Source organism: Mesorhizobium sp. KACC 23794 (assembly GCF_052180275.1).
Taxonomy (GTDB): Bacteria; Pseudomonadota; Alphaproteobacteria; order Rhizobiales; family Rhizobiaceae; genus Kumtagia.
On record NZ_CP197465.1, the window covers coordinates 514,519 to 529,238 of the forward strand.

At 64.8% G+C, this 14,720-nt stretch carries 15 protein-coding genes and 1 tRNA gene; 13 read left to right on the forward strand and 3 right to left on the reverse strand.

Annotated elements, in window-relative coordinates:
- The first annotated feature begins 178 nt into the window (after positions 1 to 178).
- Complete coding sequence (locus tag ACSBOB_RS02695) at positions 179 to 1,363, forward strand: OpgC family protein (protein ID WP_442580931.1); 1,185 nt, start codon at positions 179 to 181, stop codon at positions 1,361 to 1,363.
- Here the strand turns inward: ACSBOB_RS02695 and ACSBOB_RS02700 are convergent.
- Entirely contained in the window at positions 1,323 to 2,237 is a 915-nt protein-coding gene (locus ACSBOB_RS02700) for a LysR family transcriptional regulator (RefSeq protein ID WP_442580932.1), read from the reverse strand. The genes ACSBOB_RS02695 and ACSBOB_RS02700 overlap by 41 nt on opposite strands.
- Before the next feature lie 172 nt (positions 2,238 to 2,409).
- On the opposite strand from ACSBOB_RS02700, the gene ACSBOB_RS02705 reads away from it, so the two are divergent.
- The 12 genes from ACSBOB_RS02705 to ACSBOB_RS02760 all read left to right on the forward strand — a co-directional run bounded on the left by ACSBOB_RS02705 (position 2,410) and on the right by ACSBOB_RS02760 (position 11,795).
- Positions 2,410 to 2,880: a nuclear transport factor 2 family protein gene (locus tag ACSBOB_RS02705; RefSeq protein ID WP_442580933.1), complete on the forward strand. Its 471-nt coding sequence runs from the start codon at positions 2,410 to 2,412 to the stop codon at positions 2,878 to 2,880.
- A gap of 48 nt (positions 2,881 to 2,928) precedes the next feature.
- The gene (locus ACSBOB_RS02710) at positions 2,929 to 3,558 is read left to right on the forward strand and encodes a pyridoxamine 5'-phosphate oxidase family protein (protein WP_442580934.1); all 630 of its coding nucleotides are present in this window, start codon (positions 2,929 to 2,931) and stop codon (positions 3,556 to 3,558) included.
- 76 nt (positions 3,559 to 3,634) lie between these two features.
- Positions 3,635 to 5,293: an acyl-CoA synthetase gene (locus ACSBOB_RS02715; protein WP_442580935.1), complete on the forward strand. Its 1,659-nt coding sequence runs from the start codon at positions 3,635 to 3,637 to the stop codon at positions 5,291 to 5,293.
- A gap of 210 nt (positions 5,294 to 5,503) precedes the next feature.
- The gene (locus ACSBOB_RS02720; RefSeq protein WP_442580936.1) at positions 5,504 to 5,950 is read left to right on the forward strand and encodes a hypothetical protein; all 447 of its coding nucleotides are present in this window, start codon (positions 5,504 to 5,506) and stop codon (positions 5,948 to 5,950) included.
- 284 nt (positions 5,951 to 6,234) lie between these two features.
- Entirely contained in the window at positions 6,235 to 6,771 is a 537-nt protein-coding gene (gene rcdA, locus ACSBOB_RS02725; RefSeq protein WP_442580937.1) for a protease adaptor protein RcdA, read from the forward strand.
- Positions 6,772 to 6,838: 67 nt separating this feature from the next.
- Entirely contained in the window at positions 6,839 to 7,351 is a 513-nt protein-coding gene (gene ruvC, locus ACSBOB_RS02730) for a crossover junction endodeoxyribonuclease RuvC (RefSeq protein WP_442580938.1), read from the forward strand.
- Positions 7,352 to 7,483: 132 nt separating this feature from the next.
- Positions 7,484 to 8,962, forward strand: a complete 1,479-nt coding sequence (locus ACSBOB_RS02735; RefSeq protein WP_442580939.1) for an RtcB family protein — start codon at positions 7,484 to 7,486, stop codon at positions 8,960 to 8,962.
- 22 nt (positions 8,963 to 8,984) lie between these two features.
- Complete coding sequence (locus tag ACSBOB_RS02740) at positions 8,985 to 9,254, forward strand: AbrB/MazE/SpoVT family DNA-binding domain-containing protein (RefSeq protein WP_442580940.1); 270 nt, start codon at positions 8,985 to 8,987, stop codon at positions 9,252 to 9,254.
- Entirely contained in the window at positions 9,232 to 9,648 is a 417-nt protein-coding gene (locus tag ACSBOB_RS02745; protein ID WP_442580941.1) for a type II toxin-antitoxin system VapC family toxin, read from the forward strand. The genes ACSBOB_RS02740 and ACSBOB_RS02745 overlap by 23 nt, the downstream gene beginning before the upstream one ends.
- Entirely contained in the window at positions 9,645 to 10,265 is a 621-nt protein-coding gene (ruvA, locus tag ACSBOB_RS02750; protein WP_442580942.1) for a Holliday junction branch migration protein RuvA, read from the forward strand. Before ACSBOB_RS02745 ends, ruvA begins: the two co-directional genes overlap by 4 nt.
- Before the next feature lie 127 nt (positions 10,266 to 10,392).
- Positions 10,393 to 11,433 (forward strand): Holliday junction branch migration DNA helicase RuvB, encoded by a 1,041-nt coding sequence (gene ruvB / locus ACSBOB_RS02755; protein ID WP_442580943.1) that lies wholly within the window; start codon positions 10,393 to 10,395, stop codon positions 11,431 to 11,433.
- Between the two features lie 287 nt (positions 11,434 to 11,720).
- Positions 11,721 to 11,795: transfer RNA gene (locus ACSBOB_RS02760), tRNA-Gly, on the forward strand.
- Between the two features lie 172 nt (positions 11,796 to 11,967).
- Here ACSBOB_RS02760 and ACSBOB_RS02765 read toward each other — a convergent pair.
- Together ACSBOB_RS02765 and ACSBOB_RS02770 are read right to left on the reverse strand one after the other, a co-directional pair.
- A complete protein-coding gene (locus ACSBOB_RS02765) occupies positions 11,968 to 12,201 on the reverse strand; it encodes an SMP-30/gluconolactonase/LRE family protein (RefSeq protein ID WP_442580944.1) in 234 nt (77 codons plus the stop codon).
- A 1-nt stretch (position 12,202) separates the two neighbouring features.
- Complete coding sequence (locus ACSBOB_RS02770) at positions 12,203 to 14,719, reverse strand: ATP-binding cassette domain-containing protein (RefSeq protein ID WP_442580945.1); 2,517 nt, start codon at positions 14,717 to 14,719, stop codon at positions 12,203 to 12,205.
- Position 14,720 lies beyond the last annotated feature (1 nt).

The window sequence follows — 14,720 nt, forward strand, 5'->3', positions numbered from 1 at the left end:
CATTTTGACGGAGGCCGGAAGTGCCGGCTGATTTTAAGAGGACATATTTCGTGACCGGCCAGCCATGAAAAGCCGGGTGCCCCGGCGGCCCCCGCCACATGGCTGCCGCATCGCGACCGCAGGCGGGATTTGGGCAGCGCGGCGGGAACTTTATCCGGACGAGGAACTTTACGCCGCGATGAGCACGAATGCGACCTCACAGCGGGATACCCGCATCGATGTCTTCCGCGCCCTGGCGCTGCTGACGATCTTCGTCAACCACGTACCCGGTACGATCTTCGAGCACATCACCCACAAGAATTTCGGCTTTTCCGATTCGGCCGAGGCGTTCGTGCTGATTTCCGGCATCGCGTTGGGCCTAGCCTACGGGCTGAAGTTCGAGCCGGGCAACAGGCTGCTGCTGACGTTGAAGGCGTTCCGCCGCGCTGGCACGCTTTATGTCGCGCATATCGTGACCAGTGTCGCCACCCTCGCCATTTTCTCGGCCGCAGCCCTCTGGTTCGCGCGGCCGAAACTGCTGGAGATGATCAATATCGGCGCGCTGGTCGAGGATACGCCGCGCGCCCTGGTCGGCCTCGCCACGCTGGGTCATCAGGTCGGCTACAACAACATCTTGTCGATGTATGCCGTGGTGCTGCTGATGCTGCCGCTGTTCCTGCTGCTCAGCCGGATCAGCCTGGTGCTGATGGTGACGGTGTCCGGGCTGGTCTGGTTCGCCGCCGGGTATTGGCAGATGGCACCGAAAAACTATCCGACCGAAGGCTTCTGGTTCCTGAATCCGCTGTCCTGGCAGCTGCTTTTCGTCATCGGCATGGCCTGCATGATGCATGTGCGGCGGGGCGGCACGATCTGCTACAGTGCGCCGCTGGCGGCGATCTCGCTGGGTTACATCGTGCTGTCCCTGATCTGGGTGCGCTGGTCGCTGTGGGGTCTGGAGGCGAAGCTCGACCTGCCGCTGGTGCTGGCCGGCTTCGACAAGACGTTCCTGTCGCTGCCGCGCCTGTTGCACGTGCTGGCGCTGGCCTATCTGGTCGTGGCGATCCCGTCGCTCTCCAACCTTGCCCGTACACGCACCGACAATGCACTGGCGATCCTCGGCAAGCACTCGCTGCCGGTGTTCATCGCCGGCACTGTGCTGGCGATGATCGGCCAAGTGCTGAAGGCGGTGTACGGCGGCGGACTGGCTTTCGACACCACCCTGATCGCCGCCGGGCTCGCGCTGCAGTTCGCGCTGGCCTACTGGCTCGAATGGCTGCCGGCCATCGGCTGGGGCGGCAAGCGCCCGGCCAGCCGCGCGCCCGGGCAGCAAGCGGCCGTCAGCGTCAGCCGGGAACGGCGCGGTCTGGCGCAAGCCGCTCCCTGAGCCGGGGTGCGGCGAAGTCGAGAAAAGCCCGCAGTTTCAATGGCAGAGGCCCTTGTCCGGCATGGACAAGGCTTACCGGCGATGGTTCCGGCTCGAACTCGCGCAACAGGATCGCAAGTCTTCCATCGCCGATCGCGCCGGCCGCCTGGTAGGACAGCACGCGCGTGATGCCGACGCCGGCAATGGCGGCATCGATCGCCGCCTCGGCGGTGTTGACGATGAGGCGCGGCCGGATCGCCACCGATATCTCGGAATTGCCCTCGGCAAAAACCCAGTTCCTCGGCGTGAACAGCCCCTCGAAGGCCACGCAGTCGCGGCCGGCGAGGTCGGCCGGCGTCTCCGGCGAGCCATGCAGTGCAAGATAGGCGGGACTGGCGCAGACCACGCACCGGACGGTGCCGAGCCGCATGGCCACGAGGCTGCTTTCGGGCAGCCGGCCAATGCGCAAGGCGGCATCGATGTGGTCTTCGAGAAGATGGACCACCCGGTCGGACAGGATCAGCCGGATATCGATCTCGGGATAGGTTTTCAGAAAATCCGAGACGACGGGCAGCATATGCAACCTGCCGAACACGACCGGCGCGGTCAGCGTCAGTTCGCCGCGCGGCGCGCTGTATTCGCCGGCGGCGCTGCGCTCCGCCTCTCCGACCTGTTCGAGGATGCGCCGGCAGGCGGCGACATAGGCGTGTCCCGCCTCGGTGAGGCTCAGTTGCCGGGTGGAGCGGTTGAGGAGGCGCACCTTGAGATGCGCTTCCAGTTCGGAGATGCGACGGCTGACGCTGGCGAGCGGCATGTGCAGGCGTCGCCCAGCCGCCGAAAGGCTGCCGGCGTCGACCACGTCGAGGAGAACCGTCATGGCTTGGAGCCGATCCATTATTCTTCCATTCCCCGGAAGGATGACTATCAATATCGACTTCTAATTTCGAATTTCGGAATGGTCTATATGGGGTGCGGAGACAAGGTTTGTTTCGGGCGGAAAGGCTGGGCAAAACCGAAAGACGGGCCTGGCGCCGTGGCGCATACGGACAATGCCTCAAACAGGAGATATGCCGATGAGCCGTCCCCCCCTGCCGCCTTTTACCGCCGAGACCGCCGCCCAAAAGGCGCGCATGGCCGAGGACGCCTGGAACAGCCGCGATCCGGCCAGGGTGGCGCTTGCCTATTCGCCGGACAGCCGCTGGCGAAACCGTGCCGAATTCATCCAGGGGCGCGACGCCATCGAAGCTTTCCTGCAGCGCAAGTGGAACCGCGAACTTGACTACCGGCTGATCAAGGAAGTCTGGGCCTTTCACGACAACCGCATCGCCGTGCGCTTCGCCTATGAATGGCATGACGACGCCGGCAACTGGTTCCGCAGCTATGGCAACGAGAACTGGGAGTTCGACGCGGAAGGGCTGATGCGGCTGCGCTTTGCCAGCATCAACGACCTGCCGATCGCCGAAAGCGAACGCAAATATCATTGGCCGCTCGGCCGCCGGCCCGACGACCATCCGTCGCTGAGCGAGCTTGGCCTGTAGAGAGGGCGGGATGACGGACAGCGCTCCGTTCCCGCCAAGGGGATTTTCATGGACAGCCATCCGACCTATTCCAGCGACGTGGCCTTCACGCCGTCGGTCAAAGCCGTGCAGAGCCGCAAGGGATCGCGCCACGCCTATGAGCGCGTCGAGGCCAATGGCGGCTGGCAGACGCGGATCACGCCGGACCTCGCCGCCTTCGTGGAGGCGCAGACCAGCGTGTTCCTCGGCACGGCGAGCCGCGACGGACAGCCCTACATCCAGCACCGCGGCGGCCCCGCGGGATTCCTCAAGGTGCTGGACGACACCACGATCGGCTTCGCCGACTACAGCGGCAACCGCCAGTACATCACCACCGGCAATCTCGCCGAGAACGCCAAGGCCTATCTGTTCCTGATCGACTACGCGCATCGGCGGCGTATCAAGATATGGGGCACGGCCCGGGTGGTGGACGATCCGGAGCTTGTCGGCCGGCTGATGCCGGACGGCTACAAGGCGCGGGGTGAGCAGGCGATCCTGTTCTCCGTGTCGGCCTGGGACATGAACTGCCCGCAGCATATCCCCCAGCGCTTCGAGGCTGCGGATGTGGCGGCGGCGCTTGCCGAGCGTGACGGCCGGATCGCGGCCCTCGAAGCCGAGATCGCGGCGTTGAGGGAAAAGACTTCCGCGTCGGCCGTGTAAATTGCGGTGGAAGGGCCTGCAATTTTAAAGGGGCATGCATTAGGTTTCCCATGCAGCAGACCGCACGGGGGGACCTTTGACCAATATCTACGAGATCGGGCTGGACCGGAACGCCGCAAACCACCAACCGCTGACGCCGCTGACCCTGCTGGAACGCGCGGCGAAAACCTATCCCAACCATCCGGCGATCATCCATGGCGCGTCGCGCACCAGCTACGGCGACTTCTGGCGGCGCTCGCTCCGGCTTGCTTCGGCACTGGCGCAAAAGGGCATCGGCAAGGGCGACACCGTCACGGTCATGCTGTCCAACACGCCGGCGATGCTGGAGGCGCATTTCGGCGTGCCGATGGTCAAGGCGGTGCTGCATTCGCTGAACACGCGGCTCGACGCGGCGGTGATCGCCTTCCAACTCGGCCATGCGGAATCGAAGGTCGTCATCGTCGACCGCGAATTCGCCGGCGTGATGCGGGAGGCGCTGGCCCTTGCCGAAGTGCAGCCGCTGGTGATCGACTATGACGATCCCGAATATCCGGCGGACGCGCCTTATCCCAAGGGCGAGCGCATCGGTACGCTCGACTACGAGGCGTTCGTCCAGTCCGGCGATCCTGATTTCGCCTGGTCGATGCCCGAAGACGAGTGGGACGCGATCTCCCTGAACTACACGTCGGGCACGACGGGCAATCCCAAGGGTGTCGTCTATCACCATCGCGGCGCAGCACTCATGGCGCACACCAACACCATCCACGCCGGCATGGGCAAACATGCCGTCTATCTGTGGACGCTGCCGATGTTCCATTGCAACGGCTGGTGTTTTCCCTGGACGCTCGCCGTGCAGGCCGGCACGCATGTCTGCCTGCGCTGGGTGCGGGCGAAGGCGATGTACGAGGCCATTGCCGACCACAAAGTCACGCATCTCTGCGGTGCGCCGATCGTCATGGCGACGCTGATCAACGCCGAGGACAAGGACAAGCGCGCCTTCTCGCAGCAGGTGACTTTCAACACCGCCGCCGCGCCGCCGCCGGAATCCGTGCTGTCGGGAATGGCGGACGCCGGCTTCGTGGTGAACCATCTCTACGGGCTGACGGAGACCTACGGCCCGGCAGTCGTCAACGAATGGCACGGCGAATGGGACGGGCTCGACCGCGGCGGTCGCGCGGCCAAGAAGGCGCGGCAGGGCGTGCGCTACGCCTCGCTCGAAGGCCTGACGGTGATGGACCCGGAGACCATGGCCGAAACGCCTGCCGACGGCGAGACCATCGGCGAGGTGATGTTCCGCGGCAACATCGTCATGAAGGGCTATCTGAAGAACCGCAAGGCGACCGACGAGGCTTTTGCCGGCGGCTGGTTCCACTCGGGCGACCTCGGCGTCATGCACCCGGACGGCTACATCCAGCTCAAGGACCGGTCCAAGGACATCATCATCTCCGGCGGCGAGAATATTTCCTCGATCGAGGTGGAGGAGGCGCTGTACAAGCACCCTGCCGTCGCGTCCTGCGGCGTGGTGGCGCGCGCCGACGACAAATGGGGCGAGGTGCCGGTGGCCTATGTCGAGCTGAAGCCCGGCAAGGCGGCGAGCGAGGCGGAGATCATCGAGCACTGCCGGAAGCTGCTCGCCCGTTTCAAGGTTCCGAAGAGCGTGACATTCGCCGAAATCCCCAAGACTTCCACGGGGAAGATCCAGAAGTTCAGGCTGCGGGACATGGCCAGGGAAGCGAATATCGTATCCGTGCGGTAACAGGCCGTTTCATTCCCGTCTCATGCCCGGCATGCATCCGAAACGGGCCGGGTGTCTAACGACACCGCCGAGCTTCTCAGGAGGCGACCGGCTTTCGGTGCTTTGGACCCGGATTCGAAACGGGTGATGAATGGCCGCCGATAGACGACCGGTCCGCGCGGGGCGGACGGCGTATTTCCCTCAATATCCGGATTTGAAAAGGACACAGCAATGCACGGCGTTGCACGGAAATTCTTTACGCTCGCCATCCTCTACGCGGTCTGCGGCATGGCGCTGGGGCTGCACATGTCGATCACCCACGATCACTCGCAGATGCCCGTCCACGCCCATGCGATGGTGGCGGGATGGCTGATGTCGGCGGTTTTTGCCTTTTTCTACCACCTCGTTCCGGCGGCCGGGTCTTCGCGGCTGGCGGCGGCGCATTTCTGGCTGACGGCGGTCAGCGGCGTGATGCTGATCGTCGGCCTGTATTTCCTGCTGGCCGGCCACGCGGCAATCGAACCGGTCGTGGCGGTCGGCTCCATGGTCTTCTACGCCAGCATCCTGCTCTTCGCCTACATAGCCCTTTCGGCGATGCGCAAGCCGGTCCGTCCGGCCGGATTGTCTCCGGATGGCACATTGTCGGGCCGGTTGGTAAAAGAATCCATAGCCCGTTAAGTCTCTGTTAAGCATTATGGGTGTTTATTGTGGGTATCCAGTTATCTGGATTCTTACCGAGTGGTTGGAGCCACTTCGTTTGACGCCTCCCTGTTAAACTCTCGAGAGCCGCTTTCCGCGGCTCTTTTTTTGTTCATCACTTGGAACGTCCTCGTTAACCCTTTATTAAACATGTGCTTGCCTTCGCCGCCGCGGCGGAGCATCTTTCCCACACAGGGGGAATCTGCAAGAAACGGCGCAGCCGGCAAACAACGCCGGAGCCGGATTTCTCCGCAGGATCAAGGATGACGGGCAAACTTTCGATGGGAAGCGGACAACCGATCAAGCTGGCGGAACGCCGGGTGTTCTCGGATTCGTTCAAGCCGCTCTACAATGAGGGCATGAGCCTGGTCGAGCGCGCCGCCGAATATCTCGACGGCCCCGGCCGCGCCGAGGCGCGAAAGCTGTCGCGGCTGGCGGCGACGCTCTACGCCGCCGAATCCATGCGGCTGACCACGAGGCTGATGCAGATCGCCTCCTGGCTGCTTTTGCAGCGCGCCGCCAATTCCGGCGAGATGACGCGTGACCAGGTCGCGTCCGAAAAATGCAAGGTGCGGCTGGACACGGCATCTGCCCCCGACAACGCCGTGGGGTGGGGCGAGCTTCCGGCGGCCTTCATGGAACTCGTCAACCGCTCGCTCAGCCTGCAGAATCTCGTCCGGCTGATGGACGAGGAGATCTACGGCAGCGACATGGCCGCCGTGGGCAGCGCGCCGGTACGCCGCAGCAACCCCGTCTCCGACCAGATCAGCCTGCTCAACACCGCGTTCGCGCGGGGCTGATCCGCGTTCGTTTTCGTTTCGTTCACATTTTCCTGACACGGATGCCGCGAACAGGTAGGCTTCGCGCATGCGGGAAACGATTCGAATCGTCGGCATCGATCCGGGCCTGAGGCGGACCGGCTGGGGCCTCGTCGAGGCGCAAGGCAACAGCCTGCGCTTCGTGGCTTCCGGAACCGTGCGCTCCGACGACAAGGCGCCGCTGGCCGATCGCCTCTGCCAGCTTCACGACGGGCTGTGCGCCGTTCTCCAGGCCTATGCGCCCGACGAGGCGGCGGTCGAGGCGACCTTTGTCAACAAGGACGCGACGGCGACACTGAAGCTGGGGCAGGCGCGCGGCATCGCCATGCTGGTGCCGGCGCGCGCCGGCCTCAAGGTTGCCGAATATGCGCCGAACGCCGTGAAGAAGGCGGTGATCGGCGTCGGCCATGGCGACAAGAAGCAGATCCACATGATGGTGAAGGTGCTGCTGCCCAAGGCGATTTTCGAGGGCGACGACGCGGCGGATGCGCTGGCCATCGCCATCTGCCACGCCCATCACCGGCAGAGCCCGGCCTATCGGCTGGCGGCGCTGGCCGGATAGGCCCAGCTCTGCAATCCGCTAGATTTCGACGACAGCCGTATTCGCGCCAAATTGCGGTTGCATCCGCGTTGGCCCTTTGCCGTGCGGCAGGGACGATCCAACGATGAGGCAATAGTGATCTTGAGATAGACGATGATTACCGGGAAGGAATTGATCGACTGGGGTTTCAAGCCGGGCAAGTGGTTTGCCGGGGCTATCGAGGTTGCGCAGCGCATGGACCGCGGCGGCCAGTCCGCCGACGCGATCTTCGCGTATCTGCAGACATTGCAGCCCGTCGAGATCATGCCGCGGACCAACCGGCTGCCCTTCTCGGTCTTCCTGGAGCCGGAAAGCGACATCGAGCGCGAGAACCTCGCGCTGGTGACCGGCGCGATGGACGCGCTGATGCGCGTGCCGACGGTGCAGGCCGGCGTGATCATGCCGGACGCCTGCCCGGCGGGCACGATCCCGGTCGGCGGCGTCGTGGCGGCCAAGGACGCGATCCATCCGGGGTTCCACTCGGCCGACATCTGCTGCTCGATGGCGATCACCGTGTTCAAGCGCAAGGACGATCCGAAGCGCATCATGGACGTCGCCCACAAGATCACGCATTTCGGACCGGTGGTCGGCGACCACCGGAACGGCCGCGCCATGCCGGGCGAGATCGCGGCGGCCTTCGAGGCGAACCCGTTCCTGGCCGACATCGTCGGTTCCGGCCACGTCAACACCGGCACGCAGGGCGACGGCAACCATTTCCTGTTCGTCGGCCATTTGCGCTCGACCGGCCAGCCGGCGATCGTTACCCATCACGGGTCGCGCGGACCAGGCGCGCTGCTCTACAAGCGCGGCATGGCGGCGGCCAGGCGGCACACCAAGATCGTGTCGCCGCGCACGCCGGAAGGGGCCGCGTGGCTGGATGCGGAGAGCAAGGTCGGACGCGAATACTGGGATGCTCTGCAGACCATCCGGCTGTGGACCAAGAACAACCATCTGGGCATCCACGACCGGATCGCGGCCGCACTCGGCAACGCCATCGTCGACCGTTTCTGGAACGAGCACAATTTCGTGTTCCGCCGCAGCGACGGGCTGTTCTACCACGCCAAGGGCGCGACGCCGTCCTTCGCCGGCTTCTCGCCGGACGATGACGGCCGCACACTGATCCCGATGAACATGAGCGAGCCGATCCTGATCGCCCGCAATAGCGACCGCAAGGAAGCGCTGGGATTCTCGCCGCATGGCGCGGGACGCAACATGAGCCGCACCCGCTACATCAGAGAGGTGATCGGCGCCCGCGCCGTCGAGGACGTGCTGAAAAAGGAGACGGAGGGGCTCGACGTGCGCTTCTGGTGCGGTAAGCCGGACCTGTCCGAACTGCCTGGCGGCTACAAGAGCGCCGCCCAGGTGGTGGCCAGATCGGCAAGCAGAAACTTGCCGAGATCGTCGACTATGTCGATCCCTATGGGTCGATCATGGCCGGCGATTGGGAACAGGACGCGCCGTGGCGCAAGAAGAAGCTGGCTGCCAAGTGATGGCCACACCGGCTGCCGGGAGCAATTCCCGGCGGCCGGCTCGGCCGGCAACGCCCGGCAGAGCAACATATGTGTTCTTGACTTGTTCACGTCCGGATTCTAAGTAATACCGGCGAGGTATTACCATGCGTGTCACTGAAAAAGGCCAGGTCACCATCCCGAAGGAAATAAGGGACCGATTGGGTATAGGCCCCGGGTCCGAGGTGGACTTCGTTCCCGATCGACAAGGGGTACGCATTGTGGTGGCTGACGGGGAAGCTGTGGAGGATCGGCGCGCCGCTTCGATCCGCGCATGGGCGGACAATGTTTCGGGGATCCTCGACCTTGGCGGCATGACGGCTGACGAGTATTTCGAATGGATAAGGGGACCGCGTGACGACCTCTGTCCTCGTTGATTCCAACATCTTTTTGGATGTGTTCACCGGCGGCTTGGAAAGCAGTTGGTCCGCCGAGGCATTGGCAGAGGCGGGACGCGACGCCTCGCTCGGTGTGAATCCGGTGATATGGGCGGAAATCTCGACACCGTTCGCTACGGAGAGCGACTTGGCGGACGCCTTATCTGGGCTTCCGCTGGAGAAATATACAATTCCTTACGAGGCGGCTTTCCTCGCCGGAAAGGTACATCTGGCCTACCGTAGGGCTGGCGGCGCGCGCGAGCGGACCCTTCCCGATTTCCTGATCGGCGCGCACGTCGCGATTAGCGGGCATAGGCTGCTTACCCGCGACGCGGCCCGTTATCGCTCCTATTTCCCCTCGATCGAGATCATCTCGCCGGAAACACATTCATGATCGGCAAGCTCAAGGGAGTCGTCGACGAGATCGGCGAGGATAGCTGCACCGTCGACGTACATGGCGTGGGTTATGTCGCGCATTGCTCGACGCGCACGCTGGCGGCCTTGCCAGGATCGGGCGAGGCGGTGACGCTGTTCATCGAGACCTATGTGCGCGAGGACATGATCCGCCTTTACGGCTTTCGCACCGCGCTGGAGCGGGAGTGGTTCCGGCTGCTGATGAACTACGTGCCCGGCGTCGGCGCCAAGGTGGCGCTGTCGGTGCTGTCGACGCTGGAGCCGTCCGACCTCGCCAACGCCATCGCGCTCCGCGACATCGCGATGGTCAGCCGCGCCCCGGGCGTCGGCAAGAAGGTGGCGGAGCGCATCGTGACCGAACTCAGGACCAAGGCTCCGGCCTTTGCTGGATCGGCTTCGGAGACGATCGGGCTGAAGCAGGAGCTCGGCGAAGGCGTCGCGCCCGCACCGATCGCCGACGCTGTCTCGGCGCTGACCAATCTCGGTTATTCACGCGACGTGGCGGCCAATGCCGTTGCGGCGGCGCTGAAGCTGGCCGGCGAGGGACCGGATTCGGCGAAGCTCATCCGGCTGGGATTGAAAGAACTGGCGCGTTGAGTGGCATGGTATGGTGTCACATTCGCTCGGGCATCCGGGGCCAGGGTGGGGATGAGCGGTCGAGGAACCTTCGCTCTGGAAGTCGGATGATTCTCATGCATTACATCGCAATCGGGGCGGGCGAAGCGTGAGCCAGCCAGCCCGCCTGATCTCGGCCGAAAAGCGCGGCGAGGACGCCGATGCGAGCCTGCGTCCGCAGACCCTGGATGAGTTCGTCGGGCAGGCGGCGGCGCGCGCCAATCTCAAAGTGTTCATCGAGGCGGCGAAGGCGCGCGGCGAGGCGCTGGACCACGTCCTGTTCGTCGGGCCGCCCGGGCTGGGCAAGACGACGCTGGCGCAGATCATGGCGCGCGAGCTCGGCGTCAATTTCCGCTCGACTTCCGGCCCGGTGATCGCCAAGGCCGGCGACCTCGCCGCCCTTCTGACCAATCTCGAAGAGCGCGACGTGCTGTTCATCGACGAGATCCACCGGCTGAGCCCGGCGGTGGAGGAAATCCTCTATCCCGCCATGGAGGATTTCCAGCTCGACCTGATCATCGGCGAGGGGCCGGCGGCGCGCTCGGTGAAGATCGAGCTGGCGAAGTTCACGCTGGTCGCCGCCACGACACGGCTTGGGCTGCTCACCAATCCGCTGCGCGACCGGTTCGGCATTCCGGTGCGGCTGAATTTCTATTCGGTCGAGGAACTGGAGCTGATCGTGCGGCGCGGCTCACGCATTTTGCAGATGCCGATCGCCGACGACGGGGCGCTGGAGATCGCGCGGCGGGCGCGCGGCACGCCGCGCATCGCCGGCCGGCTGCTGCGCCGGGTGCGTGATTTCGCCAGCGTCGACGGCGCGGAAAAGGTGACGCGGAAGGTCGCCGACGAGGCCTTGCACCGGCTCGACGTCGATGCGCTCGGCCTCGACCAACTCGACCGGCGCTACCTCACCATGATTGCGCAGAATTTCGGCGGCGGTCCGGTGGGCATCGAGACGATTTCCGCCGGCCTTTCGGAGCCGCGCGACGCCATCGAGGACATCATCGAGCCCTACCTCATCCAGCAGGGTTTCATCCAGCGCACCCCGCGCGGCCGGGTGCTGACGGCCAACGCCTGGAAACACCTCGGACTTGAGCCGCCGCGCAATCTGGCGGCAATCCAGGCAAGTTTGTTCGAGGACGATGCCTGAACCGGTTTCGTGATCTTCGGGGGGAGACGAGTAATTGTACGTGCTGACTGCGCCCATCGTCGCCATGCGATGAAAATCCGCGTTGGCCGCTGACCCTTTGCTTTCGTTTCCGCTGGAGGCGCCGTCACGAGGTCTCGTCAGGCCCCAGCGTCCATAACCCCCGTCCGCTATCCCGCCTCTTTCGAACGTCAGCCAGAAAAGATTGCCCTGACAGGCGCGTTTTTTCCCGTTGCAATCGCGCGTCGCTTCGGCCATATAGGCCCCACTTGCGGCCCAGAGCCGCGCGAGCGGGTGTAGCTCAGGGGTAGAGCACAACCTTGCCAAGGTTGGGGTCGAGGGTTCGAATCCCTTCGCCCGCTCCAAAATTTCCAACCACTCAAAGCCGCGGAACTCCGCGGCTTTTGCGTTTCTGAAGTGGGTGAAATCGCACCTGCCTCGAATGGATTTCCGGGGCCGCGGTCACCGGATGCCGGGCGAAGGGGGCATCCACCGCATCAGTTCAGTTTGTATAACATCTGCCAAACGGAGCGGGGCTCACGTTGTGGTTTTTGCTGTTGATGCCTGAGGCTCGTCCGTGTGGTTCACCGCGCACCCCCAACGAATCCGCTCCAGAAAAGTCCATTCGTCGACCTTTCCCGAAGTGTGGTCGAGCCGGCGCAGCCGAGAGCCCTCGATGTCCACCCAGTAGAGCGCCTGCTCGGCGACATCCCAAACGGGAACCTCGCCGAGCTTGTCCTTCGCCGCATAGACTTCGCGTACAACAGTCATTTCACGACCTCCCCGACGACATCCGTCTCAGCCAGCGTCCCGCCGCGCCTCGGGCCGCATCCCCGCGCAAGGCGAAGAAGCAGACCGCCACAAGGGTCAGCGCCCCGGTCCAGACATATTGCCAATAGGCCGAGACGTGGAGCTGGTTGAGAACGTTCTGGATGAGCATGACGAGCAGCGCCCCGACAAATGTGCCGGACGCCGTGCCCGACCCGCCGAAGATCGGCGTGCCGCCGACGACCACCGCCGTCACCGATGCGAGCGTGAAAGCAGAACCCGCCTGCGGATCGCCTGATCCGATGCGCGCCGCGATGATCAGCCCGGCCACCGAGGCCGCAAGCCCGCTGAAGGTGTAGGCGGCGATGCGTACGCGGCCGGGCGAGATGCCGACGACCTTGGCCGCCTCGGGGCTCGCGCCGGTGGCATAAAGACGGGCGCCGGCGCGTCCCCTCAGCAGGATTAGCTCAAAGGCCAGGGCGAAGAGCAGCGCGGCCAGGAAGACAAGCGGCACATAACCCCAGCGGGCCAGGATGGCGGCGCCAAGATCGGCATCGAACCCTCCGCCCGGCGCCGGACGCACGATCAGGGCGAGGCCCTGGACCACGGAAAAGGTCGCCAGCGTGGCCACCAGATCCGGTATCTTGAGTTTCTCGATGATCAGGCCGTTCGACAGGCCGACCAGCAGCCCCGTTGCCAGGCAGGCGGCGAGGCCGAGGGGGACGGGCAGGCCGGAATCCGGCGCCAGCAGATGCGAGGCGATGGCCGTGACCAGGCTGATCACGGGACCCACGGTCAGGTCGATGCCGCCGAGCAGGATGACGGCAAGTTGCCCCAATGCCGCGATGATCAGCGGCGCGGACTGATTGGCGATCGACGCAAAATTGCGCGGCGTCAGGAAATAGGGCGTGGCCATCGCGGTTGCGGCAACGATGGCCAGCGTAAGGACGGCGAGGATCAGCGTCGGGGCATAACGCGCAAGCATCGGACGCCTGGCGTGCTGACGCGGCTTCGCCGGCGTGGCGTCGGTCCTCGTTGCCGCCGCGCCACGCGTAAAACCGGCAACCAGCCGCTCTTCCGTCGCCTCGGTAGCGGCAAGCTCGTCGACGATGTGGCCTTCCGAGAAGACGAGAAGACGGTCGGACAGGTTGATGAGTTCGATCAGATCGGCCGAGACGACGACCACGCCCGCGCCTTGCGCGGCAAGCTGCCGGATGAGCCGGTAGAGTTCGAGTTTCGTCGCGACATCGACGCCCTGGGTCGGTTCGTCGAAAATGTAGATGCGCGGGGAAGACAGGAACCAGCGCGCGAAGACAATTTTCTGCTGGTTGCCGCCGGAGAGCGTGACGACGGCCTGCTCGATCGACGGCGCCTTCACGGCGAGGCGCGTCGTCTGCTCAGTGACCGCCGCGCGCTCGGCGGCGGTGTTGAGCAATCCCGCCTGCGCGAAGCGTGCGATCTCGGGCAGCGCGACATTTTCCCGGATGGTATGATGGAGGAACAGGCTCTCGGCCTGCCGATCGGCCGGCACGTAGACCACGCCGGCGGCAATCGCCTCCGCCGGAGACGACGGCGCATAGGGCTTGCCGTCCAGCGTCATGTCGGAAGCACCGCCGCCCAATCCGAACAAGGCGCGCGCCACGCCCTGCTGCCCGCCACCCTGGACGCCGGCCAACCCCAGGATCTCGCCGCTTCGGACTGCAAGCGACAGTCCGGGCGACCGGTCGTCGACATTGAGGGCGTTGACGGTAAGAACCGGCTCTCCAACTTTTTCCGCGCGCGGCGGATAGACGAGGTCGACGGACCGGCCGACCATCATGGCGACCATTCGGTCGGGGGAGGTCTCGCCGACTGGAACGGTGCCGACCACCTCTCCGTCCTTCATCACGGTGACGCGGTCGGCCAGTTCCATGACCTCGTTCAGACGATGCGAGATGAAGACGATGCCCCTGCCCTCGGCGCGCAAGCGCTTCAGCAGCGCGAAAAGCTCCTCGGTTTCCGAGGCGGTCAGGGCCGAGGTCGGTTCGTCGAGAATGAGAATGCGGGCATTGCGCGACAAGGCGCGGGCGATCTCGACCTGCTGCCGCTCTGCCCGCGAAAGGTCGCCGGCCGGCTGGCGCACATCGACGTCCGAGCCGATGGCGGCAAGCGCGGAGCGAGCATCCTCGCGCAGCCTGCGCTGGTTCACGAGCACGCGCCCGGGCTCACGCCCGAGCGCGATGTTGGCGGCCGCGTCGAGCGTCGGCACCAGGCGCGTGTCCTGGTAGACCATGGCGATCCCCAGGTCGAAGCTGTCGGCCGGGGAGTTGATCTCGGCTTCCCGGCCCTCGACGGACATCCCGCCCTCGTCGGGGGGATGCACGCCGGCGATGATCCGCATCAGCGTCGATTTTCCAGCGCCGTTCTCGCCGACCAGAGCATGAATTTCGCCCGGGAAGACATCGAAGGAGACACCCTTCAGGGCATGCACCCCGGGGAACCTCTTGTGGACGCCGGAAACCGTAAGAAGTGCTGCCGCCACG